20 protein-coding genes are annotated in these 23,890 nt (G+C 63.6%); 11 read left to right on the top strand and 9 right to left on the bottom strand.

Annotated features, from left to right (window positions below):
• The first annotated feature begins 43 nt into the window (after window positions 1-43).
• Window positions 44-1,036 (top strand): adenosine kinase, encoded by a 993-nt coding sequence (locus tag WHT83_RS05670; protein ID WP_406873231.1) that lies wholly within the window; start codon window positions 44-46, stop codon window positions 1,034-1,036.
• A gap of 711 nt (window positions 1,037-1,747) precedes the next feature.
• On the opposite strand, the gene WHT83_RS05665 is transcribed toward WHT83_RS05670, so the two are convergent.
• The 3 genes from WHT83_RS05665 to WHT83_RS05655 all read right to left on the bottom strand — a co-directional run bounded on the left by WHT83_RS05665 (window position 1,748) and on the right by WHT83_RS05655 (window position 6,217).
• A complete protein-coding gene (locus WHT83_RS05665; RefSeq protein WP_406873230.1) occupies window positions 1,748-2,416 on the bottom strand; it encodes a HEPN domain-containing protein in 669 nt (222 codons plus the stop codon).
• Window positions 2,413-3,459: a DUF262 domain-containing protein gene (locus tag WHT83_RS05660; RefSeq protein WP_406873229.1), complete on the bottom strand. Its 1,047-nt coding sequence runs from the start codon at window positions 3,457-3,459 to the stop codon at window positions 2,413-2,415. The genes WHT83_RS05665 and WHT83_RS05660 overlap by 4 nt, the downstream gene beginning before the upstream one ends.
• 469 nt (window positions 3,460-3,928) lie before the next feature.
• Complete coding sequence (locus WHT83_RS05655) at window positions 3,929-6,217, bottom strand: NADP-dependent malic enzyme (protein WP_183263100.1); 2,289 nt, start codon at window positions 6,215-6,217, stop codon at window positions 3,929-3,931.
• Window positions 6,218-6,358: 141 nt separating this feature from the next.
• On the opposite strand from WHT83_RS05655, the gene mutS reads away from it, so the two are divergent.
• The gene (mutS, locus tag WHT83_RS05650) at window positions 6,359-9,085 is read left to right on the top strand and encodes a DNA mismatch repair protein MutS (protein ID WP_406873934.1); all 2,727 of its coding nucleotides are present in this window, start codon (window positions 6,359-6,361) and stop codon (window positions 9,083-9,085) included.
• Window positions 9,086-9,681: 596 nt separating this feature from the next.
• On the opposite strand, the gene WHT83_RS05645 is transcribed toward mutS, so the two are convergent.
• Window positions 9,682-9,990: a hypothetical protein gene (locus WHT83_RS05645; protein ID WP_406873228.1), complete on the bottom strand. Its 309-nt coding sequence runs from the start codon at window positions 9,988-9,990 to the stop codon at window positions 9,682-9,684.
• A gap of 512 nt (window positions 9,991-10,502) precedes the next feature.
• On the opposite strand from WHT83_RS05645, the gene WHT83_RS05640 reads away from it, so the two are divergent.
• On the top strand, window positions 10,503-12,074 hold the full coding sequence (locus tag WHT83_RS05640) for a helix-turn-helix domain-containing protein (RefSeq protein WP_406873227.1): 1,572 nt from the start codon (window positions 10,503-10,505) through the stop codon (window positions 12,072-12,074).
• A 185-nt stretch (window positions 12,075-12,259) separates the two neighbouring features.
• Here WHT83_RS05640 and WHT83_RS05635 read toward each other — a convergent pair whose 3' ends face one another.
• Window positions 12,260-12,748 (bottom strand): SRPBCC family protein, encoded by a 489-nt coding sequence (locus WHT83_RS05635; protein ID WP_406873226.1) that lies wholly within the window; start codon window positions 12,746-12,748, stop codon window positions 12,260-12,262.
• Window positions 12,745-13,077, bottom strand: a complete 333-nt coding sequence (locus tag WHT83_RS05630) for an ArsR/SmtB family transcription factor (protein ID WP_406873225.1) — start codon at window positions 13,075-13,077, stop codon at window positions 12,745-12,747. Before WHT83_RS05630 ends, WHT83_RS05635 begins: the two co-directional genes overlap by 4 nt.
• A 213-nt stretch (window positions 13,078-13,290) precedes the next feature.
• Here WHT83_RS05630 and WHT83_RS05625 point away from each other — a divergent pair, with 213 nt between their 5' ends.
• The 4 genes from WHT83_RS05625 (at window position 13,291) to WHT83_RS05610 (ending at window position 16,520) form a co-directional block, all read left to right on the top strand.
• The gene (locus WHT83_RS05625; RefSeq protein WP_183263107.1) at window positions 13,291-13,446 is read left to right on the top strand and encodes a hypothetical protein; all 156 of its coding nucleotides are present in this window, start codon (window positions 13,291-13,293) and stop codon (window positions 13,444-13,446) included.
• Between the two features lie 83 nt (window positions 13,447-13,529).
• Entirely contained in the window at window positions 13,530-14,516 is a 987-nt protein-coding gene (locus tag WHT83_RS05620) for a methyltransferase (RefSeq protein WP_406873224.1), read from the top strand.
• A 2-nt stretch (window positions 14,517-14,518) separates the two neighbouring features.
• Window positions 14,519-15,262 (top strand): helix-turn-helix domain-containing protein, encoded by a 744-nt coding sequence (locus WHT83_RS05615; protein WP_406873223.1) that lies wholly within the window; start codon window positions 14,519-14,521, stop codon window positions 15,260-15,262.
• 133 nt (window positions 15,263-15,395) lie between these two features.
• Complete coding sequence (locus WHT83_RS05610; protein WP_406873222.1) at window positions 15,396-16,520, top strand: epoxide hydrolase family protein; 1,125 nt, start codon at window positions 15,396-15,398, stop codon at window positions 16,518-16,520.
• Window positions 16,521-16,547: 27 nt separating this feature from the next.
• Here WHT83_RS05610 and WHT83_RS05605 read toward each other — a convergent pair whose 3' ends face one another.
• On the bottom strand, window positions 16,548-17,564 hold the full coding sequence (locus tag WHT83_RS05605) for an AraC family transcriptional regulator (RefSeq protein ID WP_343061737.1): 1,017 nt from the start codon (window positions 17,562-17,564) through the stop codon (window positions 16,548-16,550).
• Between the two features lie 425 nt (window positions 17,565-17,989).
• On the opposite strand from WHT83_RS05605, the gene WHT83_RS05600 reads away from it, so the two are divergent.
• On the top strand, window positions 17,990-18,775 hold the full coding sequence (locus tag WHT83_RS05600) for an alpha/beta hydrolase family protein (protein WP_406873933.1): 786 nt from the start codon (window positions 17,990-17,992) through the stop codon (window positions 18,773-18,775).
• A 47-nt stretch (window positions 18,776-18,822) separates the two neighbouring features.
• Here WHT83_RS05600 and WHT83_RS05595 read toward each other — a convergent pair whose 3' ends face one another.
• Entirely contained in the window at window positions 18,823-19,449 is a 627-nt protein-coding gene (locus WHT83_RS05595) for a TetR/AcrR family transcriptional regulator (RefSeq protein WP_183263113.1), read from the bottom strand.
• A 132-nt stretch (window positions 19,450-19,581) separates the two neighbouring features.
• Between WHT83_RS05595 and WHT83_RS05590 the strand changes: the two genes are divergently transcribed.
• On the top strand, window positions 19,582-20,121 hold the full coding sequence (locus WHT83_RS05590) for a GFA family protein (protein ID WP_406873221.1): 540 nt from the start codon (window positions 19,582-19,584) through the stop codon (window positions 20,119-20,121).
• Window positions 20,105-20,404: a DUF6958 family protein gene (locus WHT83_RS05585; protein ID WP_406873220.1), complete on the top strand. Its 300-nt coding sequence runs from the start codon at window positions 20,105-20,107 to the stop codon at window positions 20,402-20,404. The genes WHT83_RS05590 and WHT83_RS05585 overlap by 17 nt, the downstream gene beginning before the upstream one ends.
• Window positions 20,405-20,446: 42 nt before the next feature.
• Here WHT83_RS05585 and WHT83_RS05580 read toward each other — a convergent pair whose 3' ends face one another.
• Window positions 20,447-21,046, bottom strand: coding sequence for a YdeI/OmpD-associated family protein (locus tag WHT83_RS05580; protein WP_406873932.1), 600 nt, complete (start codon window positions 21,044-21,046; stop codon window positions 20,447-20,449).
• Window positions 21,047-21,377: 331 nt separating this feature from the next.
• On the opposite strand from WHT83_RS05580, the gene WHT83_RS05575 reads away from it, so the two are divergent.
• Complete coding sequence (locus WHT83_RS05575; protein ID WP_406873219.1) at window positions 21,378-23,846, top strand: EAL domain-containing protein; 2,469 nt, start codon at window positions 21,378-21,380, stop codon at window positions 23,844-23,846.
• Window positions 23,847-23,890: the final 44 nt, after the last annotated feature.

Below are 23,890 nucleotides of genomic sequence, written 5' to 3'. Positions count from 1 at the left end.
ACCCGTCGGCGCGAGCAACGGCGAGAGCGCCGCGGAGACCCTGATGAGCCAATATGACGTGCTGTGCATCGGCAACGCCATCGTCGACATCATCGCGCAATGCGACGAGGCCTTTCTCACCGACAACGGCATCATCAAGGGCGCGATGAACCTGATCGACGCCGAGCGCGCCGAGTTGCTCTATTCGCGCATGGGCCCGGCGATCGAGGCCTCGGGCGGCTCGGCCGGCAACACGGCGGCCGGCATCGCCAGCTTCGGCGGCCGCTCGGCCTATTTCGGCAAGGTCTCCCGCGACCATCTCGGCGACATCTTCACCCACGACATCCACGCCCATGGCGTCGCCTTCGACACGAAACCGCTCGACGGCACCCCGCCGACGGCGCGGTCGATGATCTTCGTCACCCCCGACGGCGAGCGCTCGATGAACACCTATCTCGGCGCCTGCGTCGAGCTCGGGCCCGACGACGTCGAGGCCGACAAGGCGAGCGGGGCCAAGGTCACCTATTTCGAAGGCTATCTGTGGGACCCGCCGCTGGCCAAGGAAGCGATCCGCATGACCGCGGCGCACGCCCATGCCGCCGGCCGCGAAGTGTCGATGACGCTGTCGGATTCGTTCTGCGTTGACCGCTACCGCGCAGAGTTCCTCGAGCTGATGCGCTCGGGCACCGTCGACATCGTCTTTGCCAACAGCCACGAGATCAAGTCGCTGTACGAGACCTCGTCCTTCGACGAAGCGCTGGCGCAGATCCGCAAGGACTGCAAGATCGCCGCCGTCACCCGCTCGGAGAAGGGTTCTGTCATCGTGCGCGGCGACGAGACGGTGGTCATCCAGGCGACCGAAATCCGCGAGCTGGTCGACACCACCGGTGCCGGCGACCTCTATGCCGCCGGTTTCCTGTTCGGCTACACGCAAGGGCGTTCGCTCAAGGATTGCGGCGACCTCGGCTCGCTCGCCGCCGGGCTGGTGATCCAGCAGATCGGCCCGCGCCCACGGCAGAACTTGAAGCGCGAAGCCGAGCAGGCGGGGTTGCTGTAGGGTTTTCCGCAGCGGCGGTGATTTCGCCCGTCGCGCCCTACGTTGCCCCCCTCTGGCCTGCCGGCCATCTCCCCCACAGGTGGGGAGATCAGCCGTCATTGCGACCTTCGCCAACCTTCTACCTCTCAAGCTGAGCGAGACGGCCGACGCTGCCAATCTCCCCACCTGTGGGGGAGAAGGCCGGCAGGCCAGAGGGGGGCGCGAAGGAATGCAGCGTGGCAACATTTCGCACCTCTCCATCGCCACGCCCCGTTGCCGGTCTGGCCATTGCTGGTGAAAATCCGGGAAGCGGGGCGCGGGGCCGTGCCTGCCAAATGTAAGTATGTGGCGCGAACCCGCGCCCCGCCGGCGATTTCTGTCCCCGTCCGTTCCGCTTCTCGAAGCACGGGCATTGTCGCCCCTGCCCCACTAGCGCATCGTCCAGCGCACCCGGGCCGTAGTACCCGGAGGGGAACCCTCGGACGGAACCTCCCCGGGCAACAGGCTACGTTGGCCCATTGCCGGAGGCGCCGGCTCCTCCCCGCATGCCACCGTCGCGACCGGCGTTCCCGCGGGAGAAACTGCGGGGGATGATACGGGAGGTTTTTGGGGGTGTGGAAAAACGGGGGCGGGGATTAAGCGCGAGATTGCTGACAGATGGTGACAATGTGCGATCGGGCAGCCGAGGCCTCAATTGAGAGAACAATATCAGACCTATGGAATGCAATATTCCTAAGCAGCTCTTCTTATATACATCTTCTTCTCACAAAACTCTTTCATATGCAGTTGAAATCTCGCAAGCTCATAGTCGACTACCTCATACAATTTCCTTAATTCTTCAACCCTGTATCGCTCTCCTACTTGCGCGGCGGACTCTCTGCCATGGGCGACGGCATTCCTGCGCTCTCGAAGCGCATTCAGACGGCCTGCATTAGCCTTTCCAATTTCAAGAACTGGAGCGCCGAAAAACTTAATCACAAGCTCCAACGTGTTTGCGCCGACGTTCTGCAGCATATTTGCAAGCGGATTTTCGGTTTGCGCTATCGGCTCATTACTCAAGACTTTCACCATTATTTCAGATGCCTTGTCGAATACGCTGCTGTACCCGCAATCTTTCAGCGACTGAACCTGACTATAATAGAAAATAGAATGAATTGGCGGCTTACAATTGAGGCTAGGTGATTGATGGCTTGTAATCTCATGAATAGCCTGCTCGACCGTTGCATTAATGGATCTCTCGAATGCCCCATAGATCGACACAAGCCACAACCCACGCATGGCTTTCTCGACGTCATTTGCAGCAGCCAAGTCCTTCGGGGCAGTGCTAGCCAGATGGTTCAGAAGTGAGAGCGCCTCTGCCAGCCGCTCTCGAGTTTCTGACGCCGCCGCCTCAAAGCTCATGCCTTCACCCTATAGCTCACGTATTCAATTCGCCCGATAAGCTTCGGAAGGCTATTGGTCGCGCCCGTTGTGAGCGCCTTTAGACCTTCGTCGTCGAGTATCTCTTGCAGCGCTGGCGCACTGACATGCCCTCCGCCGGCGATAACGTCAGCTACACCAACTGTAACTGCCTCAAACAAAACAAGTGGCGTCGAGTTGGGTCTGTTGGAGCGCGCAATTCCGGCCGGAAGCGCCGCCGATAGCGCATCCATTGTTCTAATATAAATATCCTCAAGAGCCTCTTGATTGGAGAAAACTTTTGTCTTCTTCTCCATATAGTTATTCAGGAACTCTTTTACAGAATGTCGAAACTCGCGCCTGTCTTCAAAGTACGCGAAAAACTTTAGAACAAGCTCTTCCAAATTACCCCGGCCAGTCTTGTCTGTCCGTTTTACCAATCTATCCAGCCTCGGGTCGCCCGCGCATTTCTTTACAAAATCGTTAAATCTTCCTTGAAAAACACAATTCCTTATCTCTTGCTCATGCAGAGTAATTCCCCCAGTGTTCAAACGCTCAAAAAGGTCAAATCTTACTTGGAAATCGCTAAGATCATTTAGAACAGTAATTCTGATCGGCCTAGTCATAAAACTAAGTTTTAGATTACTGGTCAGCGCATCAAAATTAGCGCCATTTAGTGACGGTATCTTCTCTAATCCTCTCAACTTGAGCTCTTTATAAGGCGAGCCATCTTTTTGCAGGCCAACAGGAAAAACAAAATTTACCAGAGTGGTTATTCTCTGCAGGCCGTCAATCACTTCCCATGTAGAGTCTTCGTTTGTCGCAAGAAACAGACTTGGAATTGGGATACCAAGAAATATTGACTCTACTAGCTGAGATTGCCGCAGTTCATCCCATACAAAGCGCCGCTGATAGTCAGGAGATACATTAATCGTATCCTCCTGCACCATATCTACGAGCTGCTTGACGGTAATGTCATAGGTATCGAAACCGACATTGCGTCGTTGCGCAAGAATCTCCTGAGCCGCTTTTGACGGATTGATCATTTCGCAAAGGTCCCGCTAATATACTAAAGACGTCACGTTAAGTGGCTTGCGCAACGACGGCAAGTGGATATGCCTCGCCGCTCCGCCCCATTACTGGCGATCTGCCAAATCGGATAGCCGTCCAATAAGCATTGGCCGGGACGACATAACGGCGCCCACGACCTCCACGGATCAGGGCCTAGAGCCGCTCGGAAATCCTATTAGGGAGGCTTTTCACTCGCTGGTGCGAACCGCTTCGCACGCTTCCGCGTAGTACGTGTTGAGGCCAGCAAGCCGATGACGGTGGAGCCGCCCCGTTCCTGCAGCGTCTTGATCGCGGCCGAGTGGTAGGCCGGCATGACCAGCACGTTGGCGGCAGGCAGCGCCGTGTGGAGATGTCGTGATCCTTCGCACCCCCCTCTGTCCTGCCGGACATCTCCCCCACAAGGGGGGAGATCGGCAGCTTCGGCGTCAACGCCTCGCCTAGCCCTCAAGTCCCCGCGTTGTACGCCGCGATGGCCGCCATGTTGACGATGTCGGAGTCCTTGGCATTCAGCGGGACGATCTGGACCGGTTTGTTGAGGCCGACGAGAAGCGGGCCGATGACGGTGGAGCCGCCGAGTTCCTGCAGCATCTTGGTCGAGATCGCCGCCGAGTGGAACGCCGGCATGACCAGGACGTTGGCGGCACCCGAGAGGCGGCAGAAGGGGTATTGCTGCTGCATCAGGCGGTGGTTGAGGGCGACGTCGGCGGCCATCTCGCCGTCATACTCGAAATCGACGCGGCGCTTGTCGAGGATCTTGACCGCCTCCTGGACACGCTCGGAGCGCTCGCCGGCGGGGTGGCCAAAGGTCGAGTAGGCGAGCATCGCCACGCGCGGCTCGTAGCCCATGCGCCGCGCGAAGTGGGCGGCCTCCTCGGCGATGTCGGCGATCTGCTCGGCGTTCGGCATGTCGTGGACGGCGGTGTCGGCGACGATGACGGTGCGGCCGCGGGCGAGCACGATCGACACGCCGATGACGCGGTGGCCGGGCTTGGCGTCGATGACGCGGCGGACGTCCTCCAGCACGGTCGAGTAGTTGCGGGTGACGCCGGTGACGACGCCGTCGGCATCGCCGAGCGCCACCATGCAGGCGGCGAAGTGGTTGCGGTCATTGTTGATCAGGCGCTGGCAGTCGCGCAGCAAATAGCCCTTGCGCTGCAGGCGCTCGTAGAGGAAGTCGGCATAGATGGCGTTGCGGCGCGACAGCCGCGCATTGATGATCTCGAGGCCCGGCTTGTTGAGGTCGATGCCGGCTTGCCTGGCGTTTTCCTTGATGACGTCGTCGCGGCCGAGCAGGATGGCGGTGCCGAGCTTCTGGTTGACGTAGGAGACGGCGGCGCGCATGACCTGCTCCTCCTCGCCCTCGGCGAAGACGACGCGCTTGGGCTGGCGCCGGACGCGGTCGTAGATGCGCTGGAGCGTGGAAGCGATCGGGTCGCGGCGGGCGGAGAGTTCGTCGGCATATTTGGCGAGATCGAGGATCGGCCTCCGCGCGACGCCCGATTCCATGGCCGCCTTGGCGACCGCGACCGGGATGGCCGAGATCAGGCGCGGGTCGAACGGCACCGGGATGATGTAGTTGGGGCCGAATTTCGGCCGGTTGCCCTGGTAGGCGGCGGCGACGTCGTCGGGCACGTCCTGGCGGGCGAGCTCGGCCAGGGCGTTGGCTGCGGCGACCTTCATGTTGTCGTCGATGGTGGTGGCGCGCACATCGAGCGCGCCGCGGAAGATATAGGGGAAGCCGAGCACGTTGTTGACCTGGTTCGGGTAGTCCGAACGGCCAGTCGCCATGATGGCGTCGGTGCGGATCTCGGCGACCTCCTCGGGCGTGATCTCCGGATCGGGATTGGCCATGGCGAAGATGATCGGGTTCTTGGCCATGGACTGGACCATGGCCGGGGTCAGCGCGCCCTTGGCGGAGAGGCCGAAGAAGACGTCGGCGCCATCCATGGCATCGGCCAGGCTGCGGCGCTCGGTCTTGGTCGCATGGGCCGACTTCCACTGGTTCATGCCTTCGGTGCGGCCCTGGTAGACCACGCCCTTGGTGTCGCACAAGATGACGTTCTCGGGGGCGAAGCCCATCGCCTTGATGAGCTCGATGCAGGCGATGCCGGCGGAGCCGGCGCCGTTGCAGACCAGGCGCGTGGTCTTCATGTCGCGGCCGGTGATCTCCAGCGCGTTGATCAGGCCGGCGGCGGCGATGATGGCGGTGCCGTGCTGGTCGTCATGGAAGACGGGGATGTCCATCAGCTCGCGCAGGCGCTGCTCGATGATGAAGCACTCGGGCGCCTTGATGTCCTCGAGGTTGATGCCGCCGAAGGACGGGCCGAGGAAACGCACGCAGTTGATGAATTCCTCCGCATCCTCGGTGTCGACCTCGAGGTCGATGGAATCGACGTCGGCGAAGCGCTTGAACAGCACCGCCTTGCCTTCCATGACCGGCTTGGAGGCAAGCGCGCCGAGATTGCCGAGGCCCAGGATCGCGGTGCCGTTGGAGATGACGGCGACCATGTTGCCGCGGGTGGTGTAGTCGAAGGCGCGGGAGGGGTCCTCGGCGATGGCCTTCACCGGAACGGCGACGCCGGGCGAATAGGCGAGGCTGAGGTCGCGCTGGGTGGCCATCGGCTTGGTCGGCACGACCTCGAGCTTGCCGGGCCGGCCCATGGCGTGGAACTCGAGCGCTTCTTCGGCGCTGACGGAGGGGCCGGTATTGTCGGTTTTCTTGTTGGCGGCCATGATGAGAAGCGTCCCTGTCCCTTTGAAATATTCTTTTTGTGGAGCGTTCCGGATTAAGGCTACACATCGGCGCTGTAAACCGCCAAGCAGAGGGGTGGATTTCATTTTTTCGCAGGCCCTGGCGTGAACGACCGACCGACCATCAACGCGGAAGCTGACTTCGGGGAAGCCCGGGGGCAAGCCCGGGCCGACACCCCGGTGCATGCCGCGCCGACGCCGATGATGGAGCAGTTCATCGAGATCAAGGCGGCGAACCCGGATTCGCTGCTGTTCTACCGCATGGGCGACTTCTACGAGCTGTTCTTCGACGACGCCGAGAAGGCGTCGCGGGCATTGGGTATCGTTCTCACCAAACGCGGAAAACACCAGGGGCAGGACATCCCGATGTGCGGGGTGCCGATCCATGCGGCGGACGACTACCTGCAGAAGCTGATCGGCCTCGGCTACCGGGTCGCGGTGTGCGAGCAGATCGAGGACCCGGCCGAAGCCAAGAAGCGCGGCTCGAAATCGGTGGTGAAGCGCGACGTGGTGCGCCTGGTGACGCCGGGAACGATCACCGAAGACAAGCTGCTGGCGCCGCAGGAATCGAATTTCCTGATGGCGCTGGGGCGGGTGAAGGGGGCCGGCGAAGCCAGCCTGGCACTCGCCTGGATCGAGATCTCGACCGGCGTCTTCCGGGTGGCCGAGACGACGCCGGAGCGGCTCGCCGCCGACATCTTCCGCATCGACCCGCGCGAGCTGATCGTCGCCGAGCCGGCGTTCCACGACGAGGAGCTCAAGCCGGTGTTCGACCTGGTCGGCCGCATCGCCAGCCCACAGCCGCCGAGCCTGTTCGATTCCACCTCGGCGCCGCAGCGCATCGCGCGTTTCTACGAGGTGGCGACGCCGGACAGTTTTGGAGCCTTCTCCCGCGCCGAGCTGTCGGCGATCTCGGGCGCGATCGCCTATGTCGAAAAGACCCAGAAGGCCGAGCGGCCGCCGCTGTCGCACCCCGAGCGCGAGCAGGAAGGCTCGACGCTGTTCATCGACCCGGCGACACGCGCCAATCTCGAATTGTTGCGTACACTTTCCGGCGGCCGCGACGGCTCGCTGTTCCGGGCGGTCGACCGCACGGTGACGGGCGGCGGCGCGCGGCTGCTCGCCGACCGGCTGATGTCGCCGCTGACCGATCCCGACGCGATCACCGGCAGGCTCGACGCTGTGTCGTTCTTCATGGGCGAGGCCAGGCTGACCGAGGCGCTCAGGCTCAGCCTCAAGGGCGTCGCCGACATGCCGCGGGCATTGTCGCGGCTGGCACTCAACCGCGGCGGGCCGCGCGACCTCGGCGCACTGCGCTCGGGATTTGCCGCAGCAACGACCATTGCCGGGCTGTTCGGCGCGGCACCCTTGCCGGAAGAGCTGCGCAAGGCGATGGCGGCGATCGCGGCGCTGCCGGCCGACTTTGCCAGACATATCGATGCGGCGCTGGGCGAAGAACTGCCGCTGCTCAAGCGCGACGGCGGCTTCGTTCGTGCGAACTACCATGGCGAACTCGACGAGATGCGGGCGCTGCGCGACCAGTCGCGCCGGGTGATCGCCGGCATGGAGCGCGACCTGATCGAGGAGACGGGCATCCGCTCGCTGAAGATCCGCCACAACAACGTGCTCGGCTACTACATCGAGGTGACGGCCAACCACCAGGCGGCACTCAATGGCACCGACGAGGCCAAGGCGCGCTTCATCCACCGCCAGACGATGGCGAGCGCAATGCGCTTCACCACGACAGAACTCGCCGGACTGGAAACCAAGATCGCCAATGCCGCCGACCGGGCGCTGACCATCGAGCTCGCCGCCTTCGACGCGCTGGTGGGCGAAGCGGTGAACCACGCCCAGGCGATCCGCGCCGGTGCGGACGCGCTGTCGGTGCTCGACGTTTCGGCGGCACTTGCGGTGCTCGCCGTCAGCGAAGCCTGGTGCCGGCCGCAGGTCGATCTCAGCCTTGCCTTCGAGGTGACAGGCGGACGCCATCCTGTCGTCGAACAGTCGCTCAGGAGGGCGGCTGCCGCGCCGTTCGTCGCCAATGACTGCGACCTGTCGCCCTCACAGACCGGCCGCAACGGCGCGATCTGGCTTTTGACCGGCCCGAACATGGGCGGCAAGTCGACCTTCCTGCGCCAGAACGCGCTGATCGCGATCCTCGCCCAGATGGGCTCGTTCGTGCCGGCGGAGCGCGCCCATGTCGGCGTCGTCGACCGGCTGTTTTCGCGCGTCGGCGCCTCCGACGACCTGGCGCGCGGGCGCTCGACCTTCATGGTCGAGATGGTCGAGACCGCCGCCATCCTCAACCAGGCGAGCGAGCGTTCGCTGGTCATCCTCGACGAGATCGGCCGAGGCACCGCGACCTTCGACGGCCTGTCGATCGCCTGGGCGGCGGTCGAATACCTGCATGAGAAGAACCGCTGCCGCGCCGTCTTCGCCACCCATTTCCACGAACTGACGGCGCTGGCCGGCAAGCTCGAGCGCCTGCACAATGTGACGATGCGGGTGAAGGAGTGGGAAGGCGAGGTGGTGTTCCTGCACGAGGTCGGCAAGGGTGCCGCCGACCGCTCCTACGGCGTGCAGGTGGCCCGCCTCGCCGGCCTGCCCGACGCAGTGGTGGCGCGCGCCAAGGAGGTGCTGCACCAGCTCGAAGAAGGCGAAACCTCAGGCAAGGCCAACCGGCTTGTCGACGACCTGCCGCTGTTTTCGGTCGCGGTGAAGCGCGAGGCGGCCAAGCCCGTCGCCAATGACCCGCTGAGCAAGGCGCTCAAGGGGCTGAGCCCCGACGAGATGACGCCGCGCGAGGCGCTGGATGCGCTGTACCGGCTGAAAGGCCTGGCGGGGAGCTAGGGAGGACAGCAGCCCGCCAAAAAGACCTGACGTGGCGTGTGTAGAACAAACCGGTTTGACCCGCAGCGGACACAATCGGATGGCAGCTAAGTGCCGCACCTCGAACATATAGCCTTGGTGAAATTCCCAAAGGCAATACGTTTGCAACTCATGCGGAGCGTTTGGCCCCATTCCAGAAGGGGTCCATGAAGATGTCTATGGGCGCGGCCGCGCATGTCGGACAATGCCATAGATTCTGCGCTATCGTGCGGCCATCGTGCACTCCATCGCAGTGTAGGCAGTGCCACTTGGCTGCCAAGCCTCCCAAGGGATGCTGGACCTTGCCTGTTCGATCAGGCATCGTCGAACGGCGCGGCCAAGCAGATGCAACCTCGGCATGCATGCGCCTTGCCCGTATTTCCAGCAGTTGGGTCGCCCGGGCGCGAAAGGCCTCGTTATGGATCGGCAGTGTCTTTCGGTGACGGTCCATCACCGTCACAATCGGCTTCGACACTGGTGCATGATCGACGGTGATTTCCCATCCACGGTCGCCAATTGCGACGGAAAAATCGTCCCCCGACAGATAGAACGAGTGCCCATCCAATTCGCCGTACGCTTCATTGGCCTCCAGTGGCGTACTGTCTTCCGGCGACCATCGGCTGAAGGATAGACCATCGCCGAGCGCCCCATTCGGACGTATGGCCAGTCTGCTCGGTGAGGCCGGGGACCAGGAACACGCGTCGCAGGTTTGCCAACTGCTCGGGTGTTGGGCTCCAGCCTTTCTTGGCTGCCTCCATAAGACCTCGCCAGTGGGATTGCTCGAGTTCGACGGCAACGGCATCCAGGGCCGCAATATGCTGGATACGACTCGCACGGGCGACCCGCTTGGCCAAGGCTTTAATGTCTTTGAGGGCATCGGCAGTCATGATGATCCATTCCTTGTTGCAACGAATCCAACCGGGTGCCCACTGCCGACCGGACCCGCCCGATAAGGAACGGTGTCAGTCAATCTGAGAATACGCACTGCCGCAGCTTCGCGAGGTGGACACACCGGCCTGTGCATCAAGGCCCAGTGCAGCATGCCGCCCGCCTGTTTCGACGTCAAGGTCAGCGGCGACATTTTCTAAGATCAGACTTGCCTTTGTCGCCACGTGTTCGCATCTCTGTACTGAAGCGAGCGACTCAACAATAGAATTGGCAGAGCGAAGACAAGTATCCCCGTGATCTTCCGTATCCATCTAACTGCGTGCTACACCTAGATTTTCTGCGATTCAGGCAGGAGCGCAGCAGGGAGGGCAACTTCGCATGGGGTTCACTGACAATACGACAATCACGTTCGACAAGCCTCGATCTCACAGGCCTAAGGACCGAGTGCATTTACATGAAGGTCATCCACCACTTTGGAACCCAAGTACAGAAGGCGTGGGTAGTGTAACAGATGGCCAAGCGTAGTATTACGGATCAGGAAATAGGGCTGATCAAGGCCATGCTCGCGCGCGGTATGAAGAACAAAGATATCCAGTTCTTCTTCAATCGCCCAGATCGCGCGGTGAACTCAGGCCGCATGTCGCAAATTCGCGGTGGGTCTTATGGCCCGGAAGTCCCGCAAGCGACCGATGCCGAGCTGGACGCTTTCATTTCAGCACCCAAACCAGAGGGGCATGTCGCAGCTGTTGCGGTACCTACAGTGATCGGCGCGCCCCAAAAGATTGACGGCCCCAAAGGACCTCTGGACCCGGATGTCATCTCGGGACAATTCACTTCAGACGGTAGCGGAACGTGGCGGCTAATCAGCGGAGAAACCGATCAGCACGAATGCAAGGCAAACTTCGGTTTCAAGCATTGCTGGGAATGGATCCGTGCCATCGCCGCGCTCGCCAACAATCGGGGCGGATACATCTTCTTCGGCGTTCACGATAAAGACGGCGCTGCAACAGCCGTGGCTGACAAGAGCTACGCAGTCACTGGCCTGAACAACGATGAATTTATGAAAGCCGACCCTGCCGAATTCACGAAGCTGATCCGCTCCTATCTGGATCCAACGCCAAACGTGCGGACCGTGATTGCCGTCATCGGAGCAAAGACCATCGGCGTGATGCATGTGGAGCAACATCCGGGGCGGCCGGTCATCGTGCGCAGCGGGGACGGCAAGGTGCTAAAGGAAGGTGATATATTCTTCCGCTATCCTGGCAGCTGCGAACGCATAAAATACAGCGACCTTCGCGGTATTCTTGATGCACGCGATGCTGCGGCTCGTTTGGATGTGCTTCCGCTCGTCGAGCGGTTACTCGCCCTTGGACCTGCACGTGCGTTGATCGCAGACTTGGACAAGGGTGTTCTTGACGACGGCAAGCGCCCGATTGTCATTGATCCCACCTTGCTGGACCAGATCAAATTCATCCGAGAAGGCGAGTTCGACGAAAAATCCGGCGCACCCACGTTGAAGCTCGTAGGCGATGTTACCGCCAACGGCGACGCTGTCGCGACAAAGATCATCCGCGCCAACATTACGGCTGATGCCGTTCTGCGAAATTTTCTCGCCGGCGAAAAGGTCGCGCATCCGCTCGACTATTTGGCGCACTCGGCGCACTCCAGCCGCGAATGGCAGCCTCTTTGGTTTTATGTCCATCACGCGGGCATTTCCGCCGCGGACGCGATCGAACATTTGAAAAAAGAAAGTGCGAGCCAGCCTTCAAATCGCGATGGCGCAGTTGCGTGCCTCAACGGAAAGCGGAGTGCTTACAATATCAACAATGGTAAGCCGAAGCAGTTGGTCAAGGCATTTAACGAAGGCCACATTGAGGAACCGAAAGACGATTCAGACGCTCATAAGTTTGCGCTGGCAGTGCAGGGACTGCCGGACGGGCAAGACAATCTCGACAAATTCCGGACATTACTTTTGAAGTGCTATGAACGTGCTGCATCGCAGACGTCCGCACACAAGAATTTGCGCAGTGCTGTATTTCGTGCGGCTTGCCGCCTTGATGAGCTCCAATGGAAGCCCAAATAAAGGGCAGCTCGACCGCAGCAAGTTCGGGGGATAGAGGCGATTTGGTGACGCACACCAGGTTCGCCACCGGCGGCAGCATACAGATTCAGCAGGATGGTCGTCGGGACGTGGTCATTTTCACGAACGCCGATACGACCACCGTCCCGCATGCACCAGCCTAACCACCGCTGCCGCCCCCCAAAGGCTCACCCGTCCAGCCAGGCGGCGAGGCCATCCAGCGTCTGCAGCCCGTATTCGACCGCGCCGAAGCCGATGACCACCTGACGCCGCTTGGCGGTGGGGTGGAGCTGGCGCATGGTCAGCACGGTCTTGCCGTCGCTCTGCTCATCGAACGTCACCGTGACGCGGAAACGGTCGGGGTCGTCGGGCTCGGGCGTACCATAGTCGATCACGATCCGCTCGTTGGGCACGATCTCCAGAAAACGCATGAGGTTCGCGAAGCGCTGCTGCTTGCCCTCGAACACGCCCACCATGTCGAAGCGCCAGACCCCGCCTTCGCGGATATCAGCCTCGTGGTTTTCGATGCTGAGGCCGGCGGGGCCGTACCATTCAGCCAGCGCCTTGGGGTCCATCCAGGCGGCAAAGACCTTGTCGCGCGGGTGGTTGAGCAGCTTGACCAGCACGATCTCGCGATCGAGCGACCAGGTCTCAAACAGGTTTGCCATGTGCTTCATCCTCTTTCCGTCTTGTCCAGGTAGACTTCCAGCCGATCCAGCCGCTCGGCCCAGCGCCGGCGCTCCGCTTCCATCCAGTCCGCCGCCTCGTCGAAGCGCGCCGGCACCAGCTTGCACCAGCGGCTGCGCCCGCGCTTTTCGCTGGCGATCAGCCCGCAATCTTCCAGCACCTTGAGATGCTGGACGAAGGAGGGCAGCGCCATGTCGAACGGCTCGGCCAGGGCGCTGACCGGCACCTCGCCCGCGGCCAGCCGCGACACCACCGCGCGGCGGGTCGGGTCGCTGAGGGCGTGAAAGGCGAGGTCGAGGGGGGTAGAATGGTAAGGCATATGCCTTAGTAATGCAGGCCGGCGGCGCCTGTCAAGGACATTAAGGCATTTGCCTTAGTATGCGTCAGCTGACCGCCTTCGGGGGGCAGATCCTGGCCAGTTCGGCTACGCGCCTGATTTCGGTCATTGACGTCATCGCTGCCGCGGCCTCAATGCTGATATCGCGCGCGCCGGCAATCCTGTTTGCCGGCGAACGAACCAAATGGAGGACGGATGCCCAAGGTCAAAGGTGAGAGCGCCCTCGACAAGGAGCGCGCCAAGACAGAGAAGCTCCTCAAAAAGGTGGGATACACGGCCTTGAAGGAGGCCGGGGTGAAATCCAGGCGACCCGACCTGCCAAACCTGAAGATCGAAAAGCGAGAGAAGTAGCGCGGCCGTACTTGCCTGCCCGGTTGCTTCCGATCTTGCGAACTGCTTCAAAGTCGGGCCTGGATCGCGGAAGGGGACGTGGCATGGTGGATTCCGAGCGGATCGACAAGCTGATCGCGGCTGTGCCCCCCGCCTTGGCGCTTCGCGCCGGGCTGGAGCTTGGCATCTTCACCCGGCTCGGTGGCGGCGCGGCGACGGCACACAGCCTCGGGGCCGCGCTCGACGTCGCGCCCGACCGTCTGTCGCGGCTGCTCTTCGCGCTCGCCAGCATCGGTCTGCTCGACGTCGAGGATGGCCAGTTTCGCAACGGAGCCGAAGCGTCGGCCTTCCTCGACGCGTCCAAGCCGACCTATCGCGGCGGCGATCATGCTCTGCTGCGCGAGCTCTGGGGTGCTGACCTCTTGACCGCGGAGTCGCTGCGACAGAACCGGCCGGCCGCGCTGCACGACTTTTCCGAAGCGAACCTCGATTCCGCGGCGGCATTCAGCCGCCTGCTCGCACCGGGCGGGGTGATTTTCGGCCGGCAGCTGGCGCAAGAGATCGACCTTGAGGCGATCGGTTCGGTGATCGACATCGGTGGGGGGCCGGGCACCATTCTCGTCGGCCTGCGCGAGGGACGGCCGCAGATTGCGGCGACGCTGATGGAACTGCCGACGGTCGCAGCCGTCGCGCCGGCCATCCTGTCGGAATACGGTGCCGACGACGTCGTTGTCGAAGAAGGCGACATCACGGTCGCGCCATCGATCGGCCGGCACGATCTGGCGATCCTGAAGGCCGTCGTCCAGGTCCTGCCGCCGGAGCAGGCGCGCCGTTCGATCCTGAACGCGGCGCTCTGCCTCGCACCCGGAGGCGAGATCGCAATTGCGGGGTGGGGTGTCGTCGATGACGACCGCCTTGGCCCGCCGGAGGGCGTCTTTCTGAATCTCACCTTCCTGAACCTCTACCGGCACGGCGAGGCGTATACTGAAGGCCAGTATCGCGCGTGGATGACCGAGGCCGGATTGCTTGACATCTCGCGGTCGCGCCTGACGGACGGCACCACGTTGTTTCGCGGGCGCCTGCCTAGCTGATCGTGGCCTCCTACCTGGGTGCCATTGCATCCTCCCGCAACTCCGGCGACACTGCACTTGCGGGCGGACTGGCGGCAAAGATGCATGAGGTCGTGACACTGGAGGGGTGGTCGTCGCCGCATGTCGAGGCGGTGACGCACACCAGGTTTGCCACCGGCGGCTCGATGCGGATGCAGCCGGACGGTTGCTGGGACGTGGTCATTTTCAGGAATGCCGATACGACCACCGTGCTGCGCACCGGGCTGACCACCGCTGCCGTGACCCACGATTATGCCGCCGGCGACGAGATCCTGGCGATTGCCTTCAAGCCGAGCAGCTTCATGCCGCTGATGCCGGGCGAGCTGATGCGCGACCAGGGGGTGGTGCTGCCTATGATCGGCAAGGACCGCTTCCGGCTCGGGTCCGACGTGCTGGAGATCCCGACATTCGATACCGTCGATGGCTTCGTGCGCAAGCTGGTGCGCAACTGTATCGTCGAGGACAACCGGGTCGTCGCGTCGATCGTCTCGGGGCATCCCATGGCGATGTCGGAGCGGACCCTGCAGCGGCATTTTTTGAAGACGACCGGCGTCACCTACAAGACCTTCACGCAGATCGAACGCGCCCAGAAGGCGCTGGCGCTGCTGCAGCAGGGGCGGCCGGCGGCCGACGTCGCCTTTGCGCTCGGCTATGCCGACCAGCCGCACATGATCCGCTCGGTCAAGGCGATCATGGGCGTCACTCCCGGGCAGGCCGCGCGCCGCTGAAACTGTCGGAAATCTTCAATCCGTAAGACCCTGCCGCCGGCTAGAAAGGATGCACTTTCAACCCCGTGCATGCCCCTGATATCGCAACGATGTTCAAACGGGACCGTGCACAAAGCCAGGTGGACACGCGGCAATGTCTGACATCACCCCCTTCAAGATCGCCATTCCAGAGGCCGAGCTGACTGAGCTCCAGGTGCGCCTCGCCAACACGCGGCTCGCCAACGAGATTCCGGGCGTGGGCTGGAGCTACGGCATGGCATCCGATTTCGTCACCCGCGCGATCGAGCGGCTGAAGAACGGCTTCGACTGGCGCGCCGAGGAGGCGGCAATCAACAGCCACCCGCAGTTCGTCACCGAGATCGACGGCCAGACGATCCATTTCCTGCACGTGAAGTCCCCGGCCGCCAATGCCGTGCCGCTGCTCCTGCTGCATGGCTGGCCGAGCTCGTTCGTCGAGTTCCTCGGCGCGATCGGGCCGCTGACCGCGGCCGGCTTCGATCTCGTCATCCCGTCGCTGCCCGGCTTCGGCTTCTCCGGCCCGACGCGCGAAGCGGGCTGGAATGACGACCGCATCGCCAACGCCATGCTCGAGCTGATGTCGCGCCTCGGCTACCGGCGCTTCGGCGTGCAGGGCGGCGACGCAGGCGCAATCATCGCACCCGCCATCGGCCGCGCGGCGCCTGATCGTGTCATCGGCGTCCATGTCAATGCGGCGACGATGGGCTTCATTCCGCTCGGCCCGATCGAGCCGAGCGAAATCGCCTCGTTCAGCGATGCCGAGAAGAGCCGCTTGCAGCGCCTGCAGCAGTTCATGGCCGAGCGCTTCGGCTTCAACGCGTTGCAGTCGAGCCGGCCGCAAACGCTCGCCTATGGCATCACGGACTCGCCGGCCGGCCTCATCTCATGGCTGGGTGACATGTTTGCCGGCTTCGGCGACAGCCCTGACGCGGTCGAGCAGGACACCTTCCTGACCAATGTGCTGGTCTACTGGTTCACCGGCACCGCGGCCTCGTCGATCCGGCTCTACTATGAAAACGCGCATGATCCCGAAGCGTGGTCGCCGAAGCCGAATTCGGGCGTGCCGACCGGCGTTGCCGTGTTCGCGCGCGACGAGGTCGCCATCCGCCGCTACGGCGAGGAAGGCAACACCATCGTGCGCTGGACCGAGCTTGCCAGCGGCGGCCATTTCGCGGCGATGGAAGTGCCGGAGGTCTGGGCGGGCGAGGTCGCGGCGTTCTTTACCCGGCTGCGGGGCTGAGAAAGATGCGCTGGAGATCGTCCGGCCTCAGGCTGCAGCCTGGGGCCGGTTCCGTTCGCGCCAGGAGGCCGGGCTGAGCGTGGTGACGCGCCGGAACTCGCGGTTGAAGTTGGACTTGGTCTGGAAGCCGGCGTCGAGCATGGCCGCAGTGACGGACATGTCGGTGTCGCGGAGCAGGCGGCAGGCCTCAGAGATCCTGATGTCGTTGATGTATTGCGAGACGTTCTTGCCGGCGAGACGGTTGACGGCGCCCGAGATCTGCCGCGCCGGGGCGCCCGCGCGCCGGGCCAGCCGCGACAGAGTGAGGTTGTCGTCGCGATAGAGCTTCTGGCCGACGAGCAGGCGCTGGACCTGGTCGAGGATTTCGCGGTCCTGCTCGGAGGGCAACGGCTCGGGCGGGCTGGGCTGGGTCGGCGCCGAGGGATGGGCGCGCGAGGCGACGAAGGCGGTCAGGCCGATGAAGAACAGGCCGAGAATGTTGGCGTTGCTGGCGATGATCTCGGCGTTCGCCCCCATCGACCATTCGAAGGCGAGCAGCACGCCGAGGTCGAACAGGGCCGACAGGCAGAGCGCTGCGGCGGCGATGACCAGCGCGCGGTGGGCGGCGACCGCGCTGTCGAGGCGTGCCTCGACCAGGGCGTCGGGACCGCTGCGTCCCAGGTTCAGCACGGCGAGCGCATAGCCGACGAAGATCACGATCAGCGCGACGTCGATGAGGGCTGGCACGAACAGCACCAGGGCGGTCATGACCAGCGGCGGCGAGGCGTGGAGCCAGCGCATAGGGCCGCTCCGGACATCGTCGCGCTGGAGCAAGGTGCGGAAACTGAAGAGCACCAACGGCGGCAGGCTGGCTGCCAGGATCGGCAGGACATAACGCGCCGCCTCGACATGGTAGCCCCAGCGCAGGCCGACGACGACCGACTGCAGGGCGCAGAGGGCGACGAGGACGAGGAATGCCGTGTTGCCGCCGGTGGTTTCCCGGGCGCGCAGCGCCGCGACGAGCAGGATGACCAGCAAAAGCGCGGCGACGAAGGACAGGGGCACGAAGATCAAGGCGAATCCCACCAGAGGAGAAGACGACCGATCATGGCCTGCATCGCGATCGAGCACGACCTGAATCGCGATCGAGGACGATCAGGATGCCCGATTTCGCCATTGCTGGCTCGTCTTCTTTCGCAACAAGAGCGAGGTTCGTCATGCTCCAGCTACTCACCACAATTCCGGCCCTCATCGGCTTCGTTTCCGCCTGCCTTGCCTCTGAGGCCGGCGTGCGCGAGGTGACCGTGGTCCAGCCCGGCCGCGACCTTGCCGTTACCGTCTGGTATCCGGCCGGCGCCGGCGGCACGCCGACGACCCTGGGCGACAACAGGGTTTTCATGGGCGCGCCGGCCGCGCTCGACGCGCCGCCGGTGCCGGGGCGCCATCCGCTGGTGCTGCTGTCGCACGGCTCGGGCAGCCGCGTGCAGGCCATGGGCTGGCTCGCCACCGAGCTGGCCAAGGCGGGCTTCGTCGTTGCCGGTCCCAACCATCCGGGCACGACCAGCGGTTTCTCGACGCCGGCCGACACCCCGAAGCTGTGGCAGCGCACGGGCGACCTTTCGGCCGTCATCGACGCGATGACCAGGGACCCAGCCTGGAACAGCGTCATCGACGCCGACAGGATCGGCGTGGTCGGCTTTTCGCTCGGCGGCGCCGCGGCGATGGAGCTTGCCGGCGCACGCGCCGATCTCGAGGCCTATGCCAGCTATTGCGACGGCTACAAGAAATGGGACTGCGCCTGGTTTGCCGGCGGCGTCGGCTACGTCGACGAAGCGCGGGTGACGGTCGACAGGCTCGACCTGCGCAGCATCGACCGGACGCGCTTCGAGCAGTCGAACCTCGACCACCGCATCAAGACGGCTGTGCTGGCCGATCCCGGGCTGGCGCAGGCCTATGACGCGCAGAGCCTGACGGAGATCGCGATCCCGATGCACTTCATCAATCTCGGCAATGCAGAGACCATTCCCCTGGCTGTCATCTCCGACCGGCTGGCGAAGCTGACGCCGAGGGGCAGCTATGCGACGGTGGCCGGCGCCACGCATTTCAGCTTCCTGCCGGAATGCAAGGAAGGTGCCGCCGATCTGCTGAAGTCGGTGGGCGAGATCGATCCGATCTGTTCCGACGAGGCCACAAGGCCACGCGGCGAACTGCATGCCGAGATGATCGCGCTGGTGAAGGACAGGTTGGTGCGCGACCTGATGGCTCCCGGGCAATGAGCCCTGCCCGGTGCCGGCCATAGGCCGGTGCCATGCGGCGTGCGCACCTAGCGCGGCCCGTACGCCGCGAGGAAGATGCGGACGGCTTCCTTTGCATGACTGCGGCAGGCCTCGGGCGACAGGATGGCGCCGTCGCCCAACAGCATGGCATCGTTGACCGGACCGCCCATGATGAGCCAGTTGAAGAAGCCGGCCGCGGCCGGGGGGTCGTCGGCCTGCATCTGGCCGAGCCGGCGATAGCCCTCGAATGCACGCGACAGGCGGTCGATCGAGCGCTGGGGCCCAAGCGCGTGCAGCGCCTTGCCGAGTTCGGGAAAGCGCCCGGCTTCGCCGATGACCAGGCGCCGCAGCTGCATCAGCTTGGGCGTCATGACGATGGTCAGCTGGAGTTCAGCGTATTCGAGCAGGTATTCGGCGATGGGACGGTCGTCCAGCGGCTCGGCGACCTGCTTTTGGTGCTCGTCGCCGGCGAGGCCGGTCATGCCCCTGACCACATCGAGGAACAGCGCTTCCTTGCTCTGGAAATGGGCATAGACCGTCTGCTTGGAGACGTCGGCCGTCGCCGCGATCTCGTCCATGCTGGTGCCGAGGAAGCCGTTCTTCAGGAACAGCACGGCTGCCGCCGAGACGATGGCGTCGCGCGTTCGTTGCTGGCGACTTTTCGCACCGCTCATGGATAGCCCTTCCCTGATGTTGGCAGTCCCGACAGCAGGATAGGCCGATCCGATTGACAAATCAAACTAGACGGTACAGTCTAGTTTTAGATCGAAGGACGAGGTGACGACATGGCTGGTGTCGGGAAAGACATGCGACGAGTCGCCTGCAGGTGCGGCCAGGTTGGGTTCGAAGCGAGCGGCGCGCCGATCGTCGGCGCGGCCTGCTACTGCTCGAGCTGCCAGAAGGCAGGCGGGATCTTCGAGGCGCTGCCGGGGGGAAAGCCGGTGCTGGAGAGCGACGGCGGCACGAATTTCGCGCTCTATCGCAAGGACCGGATGCGCTGCGTGCACGGTGCGGAACTGCTGCGCGAACATCGGCTGAGCCAGACGGCACCGACCCGGCGCGTGGTGGCCAAATGCTGCAACTCGCCAATGTTTCTCGAGTTCAAGGGCGGGCACTGGCTGTCGGTCTATAGGAGGCGGTTTCGCCCCGAAGACCAGCCGCCGGTCGAGATGCGCACGATGACCGCCGACCGCAGGCCGGGCGTGGAGTTCTCGGATGGCTTGCCGAGCTACGCCAAGCATTCCGGCCGCTTCATGTGGCGGCTGTTGTCGGCCTGGGCAGCGATGGGCTTTCGCGCCCCCAAACTCACATATGTCCAGGGCGAGCTCGATGTCCAAAGCAGCTGAGAAGATCGAAATCAGGAACGTGATCTCGCCCGGGCACGTCGTTCGCGTCGACAAGGCCAAATACACGGCGATGCGCGATGCACTGCTTTCCGTGCTACCGGCCGAAGCGCCGGGCCTGACGGTGGCCGAGGCCAAGGCGGGCGTGCTGCCGCTGCTGCCGGAGGCGCTGTTCCCCGGTGGCGACAAGGCCGGCTGGTGGCTGAAGGCGGCCCAGCTGGACCTCGAGGCGCGGGGCGTGGTCCGCCGCGAGGCGACCAAGCCGCTGCGGCTGTATCGGGCATAAACCCAGAGCTGCCGACAGCCAAGGCCCACGTGCCGGACAGCCCTACTTCATCCGTTGCGGGTAGATCGTCTCGCCGCGCTTGAGCATCTCGACGAAGGCCTCGATCTTCTTCCTGCGGCCGGCCTCGGTCTTCATGTTGTGAGTGCGGAAAGCGAGCGCGAAGCGGTTTTGCTCGCTGAGCTTGCCGAGCATTGCCCTTGCCAGCGGCTCGGAGTCGATGGCGGCCTGGAGATCGTCGGGGATCTTCATGTCCTTGCCGGACTTGTAGGCACGCTGCCAGCGCCCGTCGGCCTTTGCCGCGTCGACCGGCCTGAGGCCATGTTCGGTCATCCTGCCCTCTGAAATCAGGCGGGCGACATTGTCGACGTTGATCTGGCTCCAGGTGCCCTTCCTGCCGCGCGGCGAGTAGCGCTGCAGGAAGCTCGTGTCGTCGAGGCCCTTGCGCACGCCGTCGATCCAGCCCCAGCACAGCACGACGTCTATGGCCTCCTTGGGAGTGATGGAGGGCAAACCGGAACTCACCTTGTGGACCCTGATCCAGACTTCGTCCTGCTTGTCGTGGTGCCCGGCGAGCCAGCTGTAGAAGCTCGCGGCATCCTTGAACTCGCGGATCTTGTCCGGGTCGACGATGACGGGCGCCATCAGAGTGGCTGTGCCCTGGTCAGCGCCGCGACCGGGCAGGCTTGCAACGGGCAAAGGAAAGTCCGGTCCTGCATATTCCCCTCGAACACATGACGTTGCACAGCCTATCCCGACGGCCGGCCAGCGGTACAGGCACTATCCTGCGACCTGCAACGGAACCAAGGCGCGCCCATACTGGAAACATTTGCCGTTACGTCAATGTACTCGAATGTACCTGGAACCTTGCGGTGAAGGGAATTCTTAAAGCCCGCCGATATACGTTTTGCAAAATATTCGCGCTGGGGACGCGACAACAACTACAGGCGAGAGCGAGTTCGTTTCGTTGGGGCATGTGACGAGGCTACGCGACATCAAATCCAGATTCCGGCTGTTTGCGCTGCTGTGGCCGTTCATAGCCGTGGTGCTGGTGCAAGCCATCATCGCCGGTGCCAGCCTCTATACGCTCTCGGCAGTGCGCGCCTATGTGGCCGGCGAAAGTGCCTGGTCGAAGGGCCAGAGGGACGCCATCTACAGCCTCGCCATGTATGCCAACACCGGCGATGCGCGGTTCCACGACCGGTTCCAGCAGGCGATTGCCGTGCCGCTGGCCGACCGCGAAGCCAGGCTGGCCATGGCGCAGCCGGTGCCGGACTATGACGCGGCCTTCGACAGCTTCCTGCGCGCCGGCAACCATCCCGAAGACATTCCCGGCATGATCTGGCTGTTTCGCAATTTCAGGGATGTGAGCTACCTGTCCAACGCCGTGCAGCGCTGGATCGACGCCGATCCCAAGATCCTCGAGGTCGCAGCACTTGGCGAAGCGATGCATCAGGACATCTCGAGCAACCGCGCGTCGCCGGAAATGCGTGCCGAGTGGAGCCGCAAGATCCAGAGCCTCAACGGGGAAACGGCACCGCTGGCGGATGCGTTTTCGCAATCGCTCGGGCGTGGATCCCGCGCCATCACCACCCTTTTGCTCAGCGTCAACGTGATCACCGCCGCCCTATTGATCCTGCTCGCCATGCGGCGGACGGGAAACCTGCTGCAACAGCGCCAGGCCTTCGAGGACGCCCTGAACGCGGAGCGCGAGCGGGCGCAGATCACCCTGGCCTCGATCGGCCAGGCGGTGGTGGCCACCGACGCGGAAGGCAGGCTCGACTACATGAACGAGGCCGCGGAAAGGCTGCTCGACTGGCGCGGCACGGATGCCAGGGGCAAACCGCTCGACCAGCTGTTTCGCCTGATGAACGAAGAGGCGGACAAGGAAGACCGCAGCTTCATGGCGCGGGTGCTCTCCGGCGAAGCCATCGACGGCAGCGGCGTGCCGCAGCAACTGGTGCGGCCTGACCTGTCGAGCGTCGCGATTTCGCTGGTCGGCGCCCCGCTCTATGTCGAGCAGCGGGTGGTGGGCGCGGTGCTGGTCTTCCACGACCGAACCAAGGAGCAGGAATTCCTGGCGCAGCTGTCCTGGCAGGCCAGGCACGACACGCTAACCTCGCTCGCCAATCGCTTCGAATTCGAAACGCGGCTGAGCGCCTCGCTTGAGGGCCTGGCAAAGCGCCCGTCGACACATGCGCTGATGTATCTCGACCTCGACCAGTTCAAGATCGTCAACGACACTTGCGGGCATGCCGCCGGCGACGAATTGCTGCGCAAGGTATCGACCGCGCTGCGGCAGAACCTGCGCTCCGGCGACCTGCTGGCGCGGCTCGGCGGCGACGAGTTCGGCGTGCTGATGGAGAACTGTCCTGCCGAACTGGCAGCCGGCACGGGCGAGCGGCTGCGCAAGGCGGTGGAAGAGCTGCATTTCGTCTGGGCCGGGCGCGCTTTCAGCACCAGCGTCAGCATCGGCGTCGTCGGCCTGTCTGATGCCAGCATGACGCTGGAGGAGACGCTGCGCAGCGTCGACATCGCCTGCTACATGGCCAAGGACAAGGGCCGCAACCGCATCCAGCTGCAGCAGATCGGCGACCTCGAACTGGAGCATCGCCTGGGCGAAATGGCCTGGGTGCAGCGACTACGCGAGGCGCTGGAACAGAACCGCTTCCGCATCTACGCGCAGGAGATCGTGCCGCTGCAGGCGGACGAGACGACGGGCGCGCATATCGAGCTCCTGATCCGCCTGGCCGACGCCGACAACAACATGATCCCGCCGGGGGCCTTCATCCCGGCGGCCGAGCGCTACGGGCTGATGCCGCTGATCGACCGCTGGATGGTTCGCTCGGCCTTCGAGCGGCTGGCCGTGCACAAGCGGACGCAGCCCGACAACCCGATCGCCATCTGCGCCATCAACCTGTCCGGCGCCAGCTTCGGCGACGACAGCTTCGTCAGCTACGTGCTGGAGCAGTTCGTGCGCAGCGGCGTGGCGCCGTCGACGATCTGCTTCGAGATCACCGAGACGAGCGCCATCGCCGACCTCGACAGCGCCGCGCGCTTCATCAAGTCACTGCAGGCGCATGGCTGCCGCTTCTCGCTCGACGATTTCGGCTCGGGCATGTCGTCGTTCAGCTACCTGAAGGCGCTGCCGGTCGACTATCTCAAGATCGACGGCGGCTTCGTGAAGGACATGCTCGTCGACCGCATCGACCGCGCCATGGTGGAGATGATCCAGCACATCGGCGAGGTGACGGGCAAACGCACGATCGCCGAGTTCGTCGAGAACGACGACATCGCCATCGCGCTGCGCGACATCGGCGTCGACTATGCGCAGGGCTATGGCATCGCCCGGCCACAGCCATTCGATGACGGATTTGCGACAGGCAAGCGGCGACGCCTCGGCGCCGCAAGCGGCGCAACCCCGGGCCTGCCGCTGGCGAGCTGACCCCGACTTGCGCGATGAATTGCGCGGCGCGACAGTAGCGGGCA

The sequence above is a fragment of the Aminobacter sp. P9b genome, from assembly GCF_045345995.1.
In the GTDB taxonomy this organism is placed as follows: domain Bacteria; phylum Pseudomonadota; class Alphaproteobacteria; order Rhizobiales; family Rhizobiaceae; genus Aminobacter; species Aminobacter niigataensis.
The sequence above is the reverse complement of the archived record's forward strand: the minus strand, read 5'-3'. Positions and strand labels throughout refer to the sequence as shown.

Coding starts and splice junctions, on each gene's coding strand:
- WHT83_RS05670 (WP_406873231.1), top strand. CDS start 44: ATGAGCCAATATGACGTGCTGTGCATCGGCAACGCCATCGTCGACATC.
- WHT83_RS05665 (WP_406873230.1), bottom strand. CDS start 2,416: ATGAGCTTTGAGGCGGCGGCGTCAGAAACTCGAGAGCGGCTGGCAGAG.
- WHT83_RS05660 (WP_406873229.1), bottom strand. CDS start 3,459: ATGATCAATCCGTCAAAAGCGGCTCAGGAGATTCTTGCGCAACGACGC.
- WHT83_RS05655 (WP_183263100.1), bottom strand. CDS start 6,217: ATGGCCGCCAACAAGAAAACCGACAATACCGGCCCCTCCGTCAGCGCC.
- WHT83_RS05645 (WP_406873228.1), bottom strand. CDS start 9,990: ATGACTGCCGATGCCCTCAAAGACATTAAAGCCTTGGCCAAGCGGGTC.
- WHT83_RS05640 (WP_406873227.1), top strand. CDS start 10,503: ATGGCCAAGCGTAGTATTACGGATCAGGAAATAGGGCTGATCAAGGCC.
- WHT83_RS05635 (WP_406873226.1), bottom strand. CDS start 12,748: ATGAAGCACATGGCAAACCTGTTTGAGACCTGGTCGCTCGATCGCGAG.
- WHT83_RS05630 (WP_406873225.1), bottom strand. CDS start 13,077: ATGCCTTACCATTCTACCCCCCTCGACCTCGCCTTTCACGCCCTCAGC.
- WHT83_RS05625 (WP_183263107.1), top strand. CDS start 13,291: ATGCCCAAGGTCAAAGGTGAGAGCGCCCTCGACAAGGAGCGCGCCAAG.
- WHT83_RS05620 (WP_406873224.1), top strand. CDS start 13,530: ATGGTGGATTCCGAGCGGATCGACAAGCTGATCGCGGCTGTGCCCCCC.
- WHT83_RS05610 (WP_406873222.1), top strand. CDS start 15,396: ATGTCTGACATCACCCCCTTCAAGATCGCCATTCCAGAGGCCGAGCTG.
- WHT83_RS05600 (WP_406873933.1), top strand. CDS start 17,990: ATGGGCTGGCTCGCCACCGAGCTGGCCAAGGCGGGCTTCGTCGTTGCC.
- WHT83_RS05595 (WP_183263113.1), bottom strand. CDS start 19,449: ATGAGCGGTGCGAAAAGTCGCCAGCAACGAACGCGCGACGCCATCGTC.
- WHT83_RS05590 (WP_406873221.1), top strand. CDS start 19,582: ATGCGACGAGTCGCCTGCAGGTGCGGCCAGGTTGGGTTCGAAGCGAGC.
- WHT83_RS05585 (WP_406873220.1), top strand. CDS start 20,105: ATGTCCAAAGCAGCTGAGAAGATCGAAATCAGGAACGTGATCTCGCCC.
- WHT83_RS05580 (WP_406873932.1), bottom strand. CDS start 21,046: ATGGCGCCCGTCATCGTCGACCCGGACAAGATCCGCGAGTTCAAGGAT.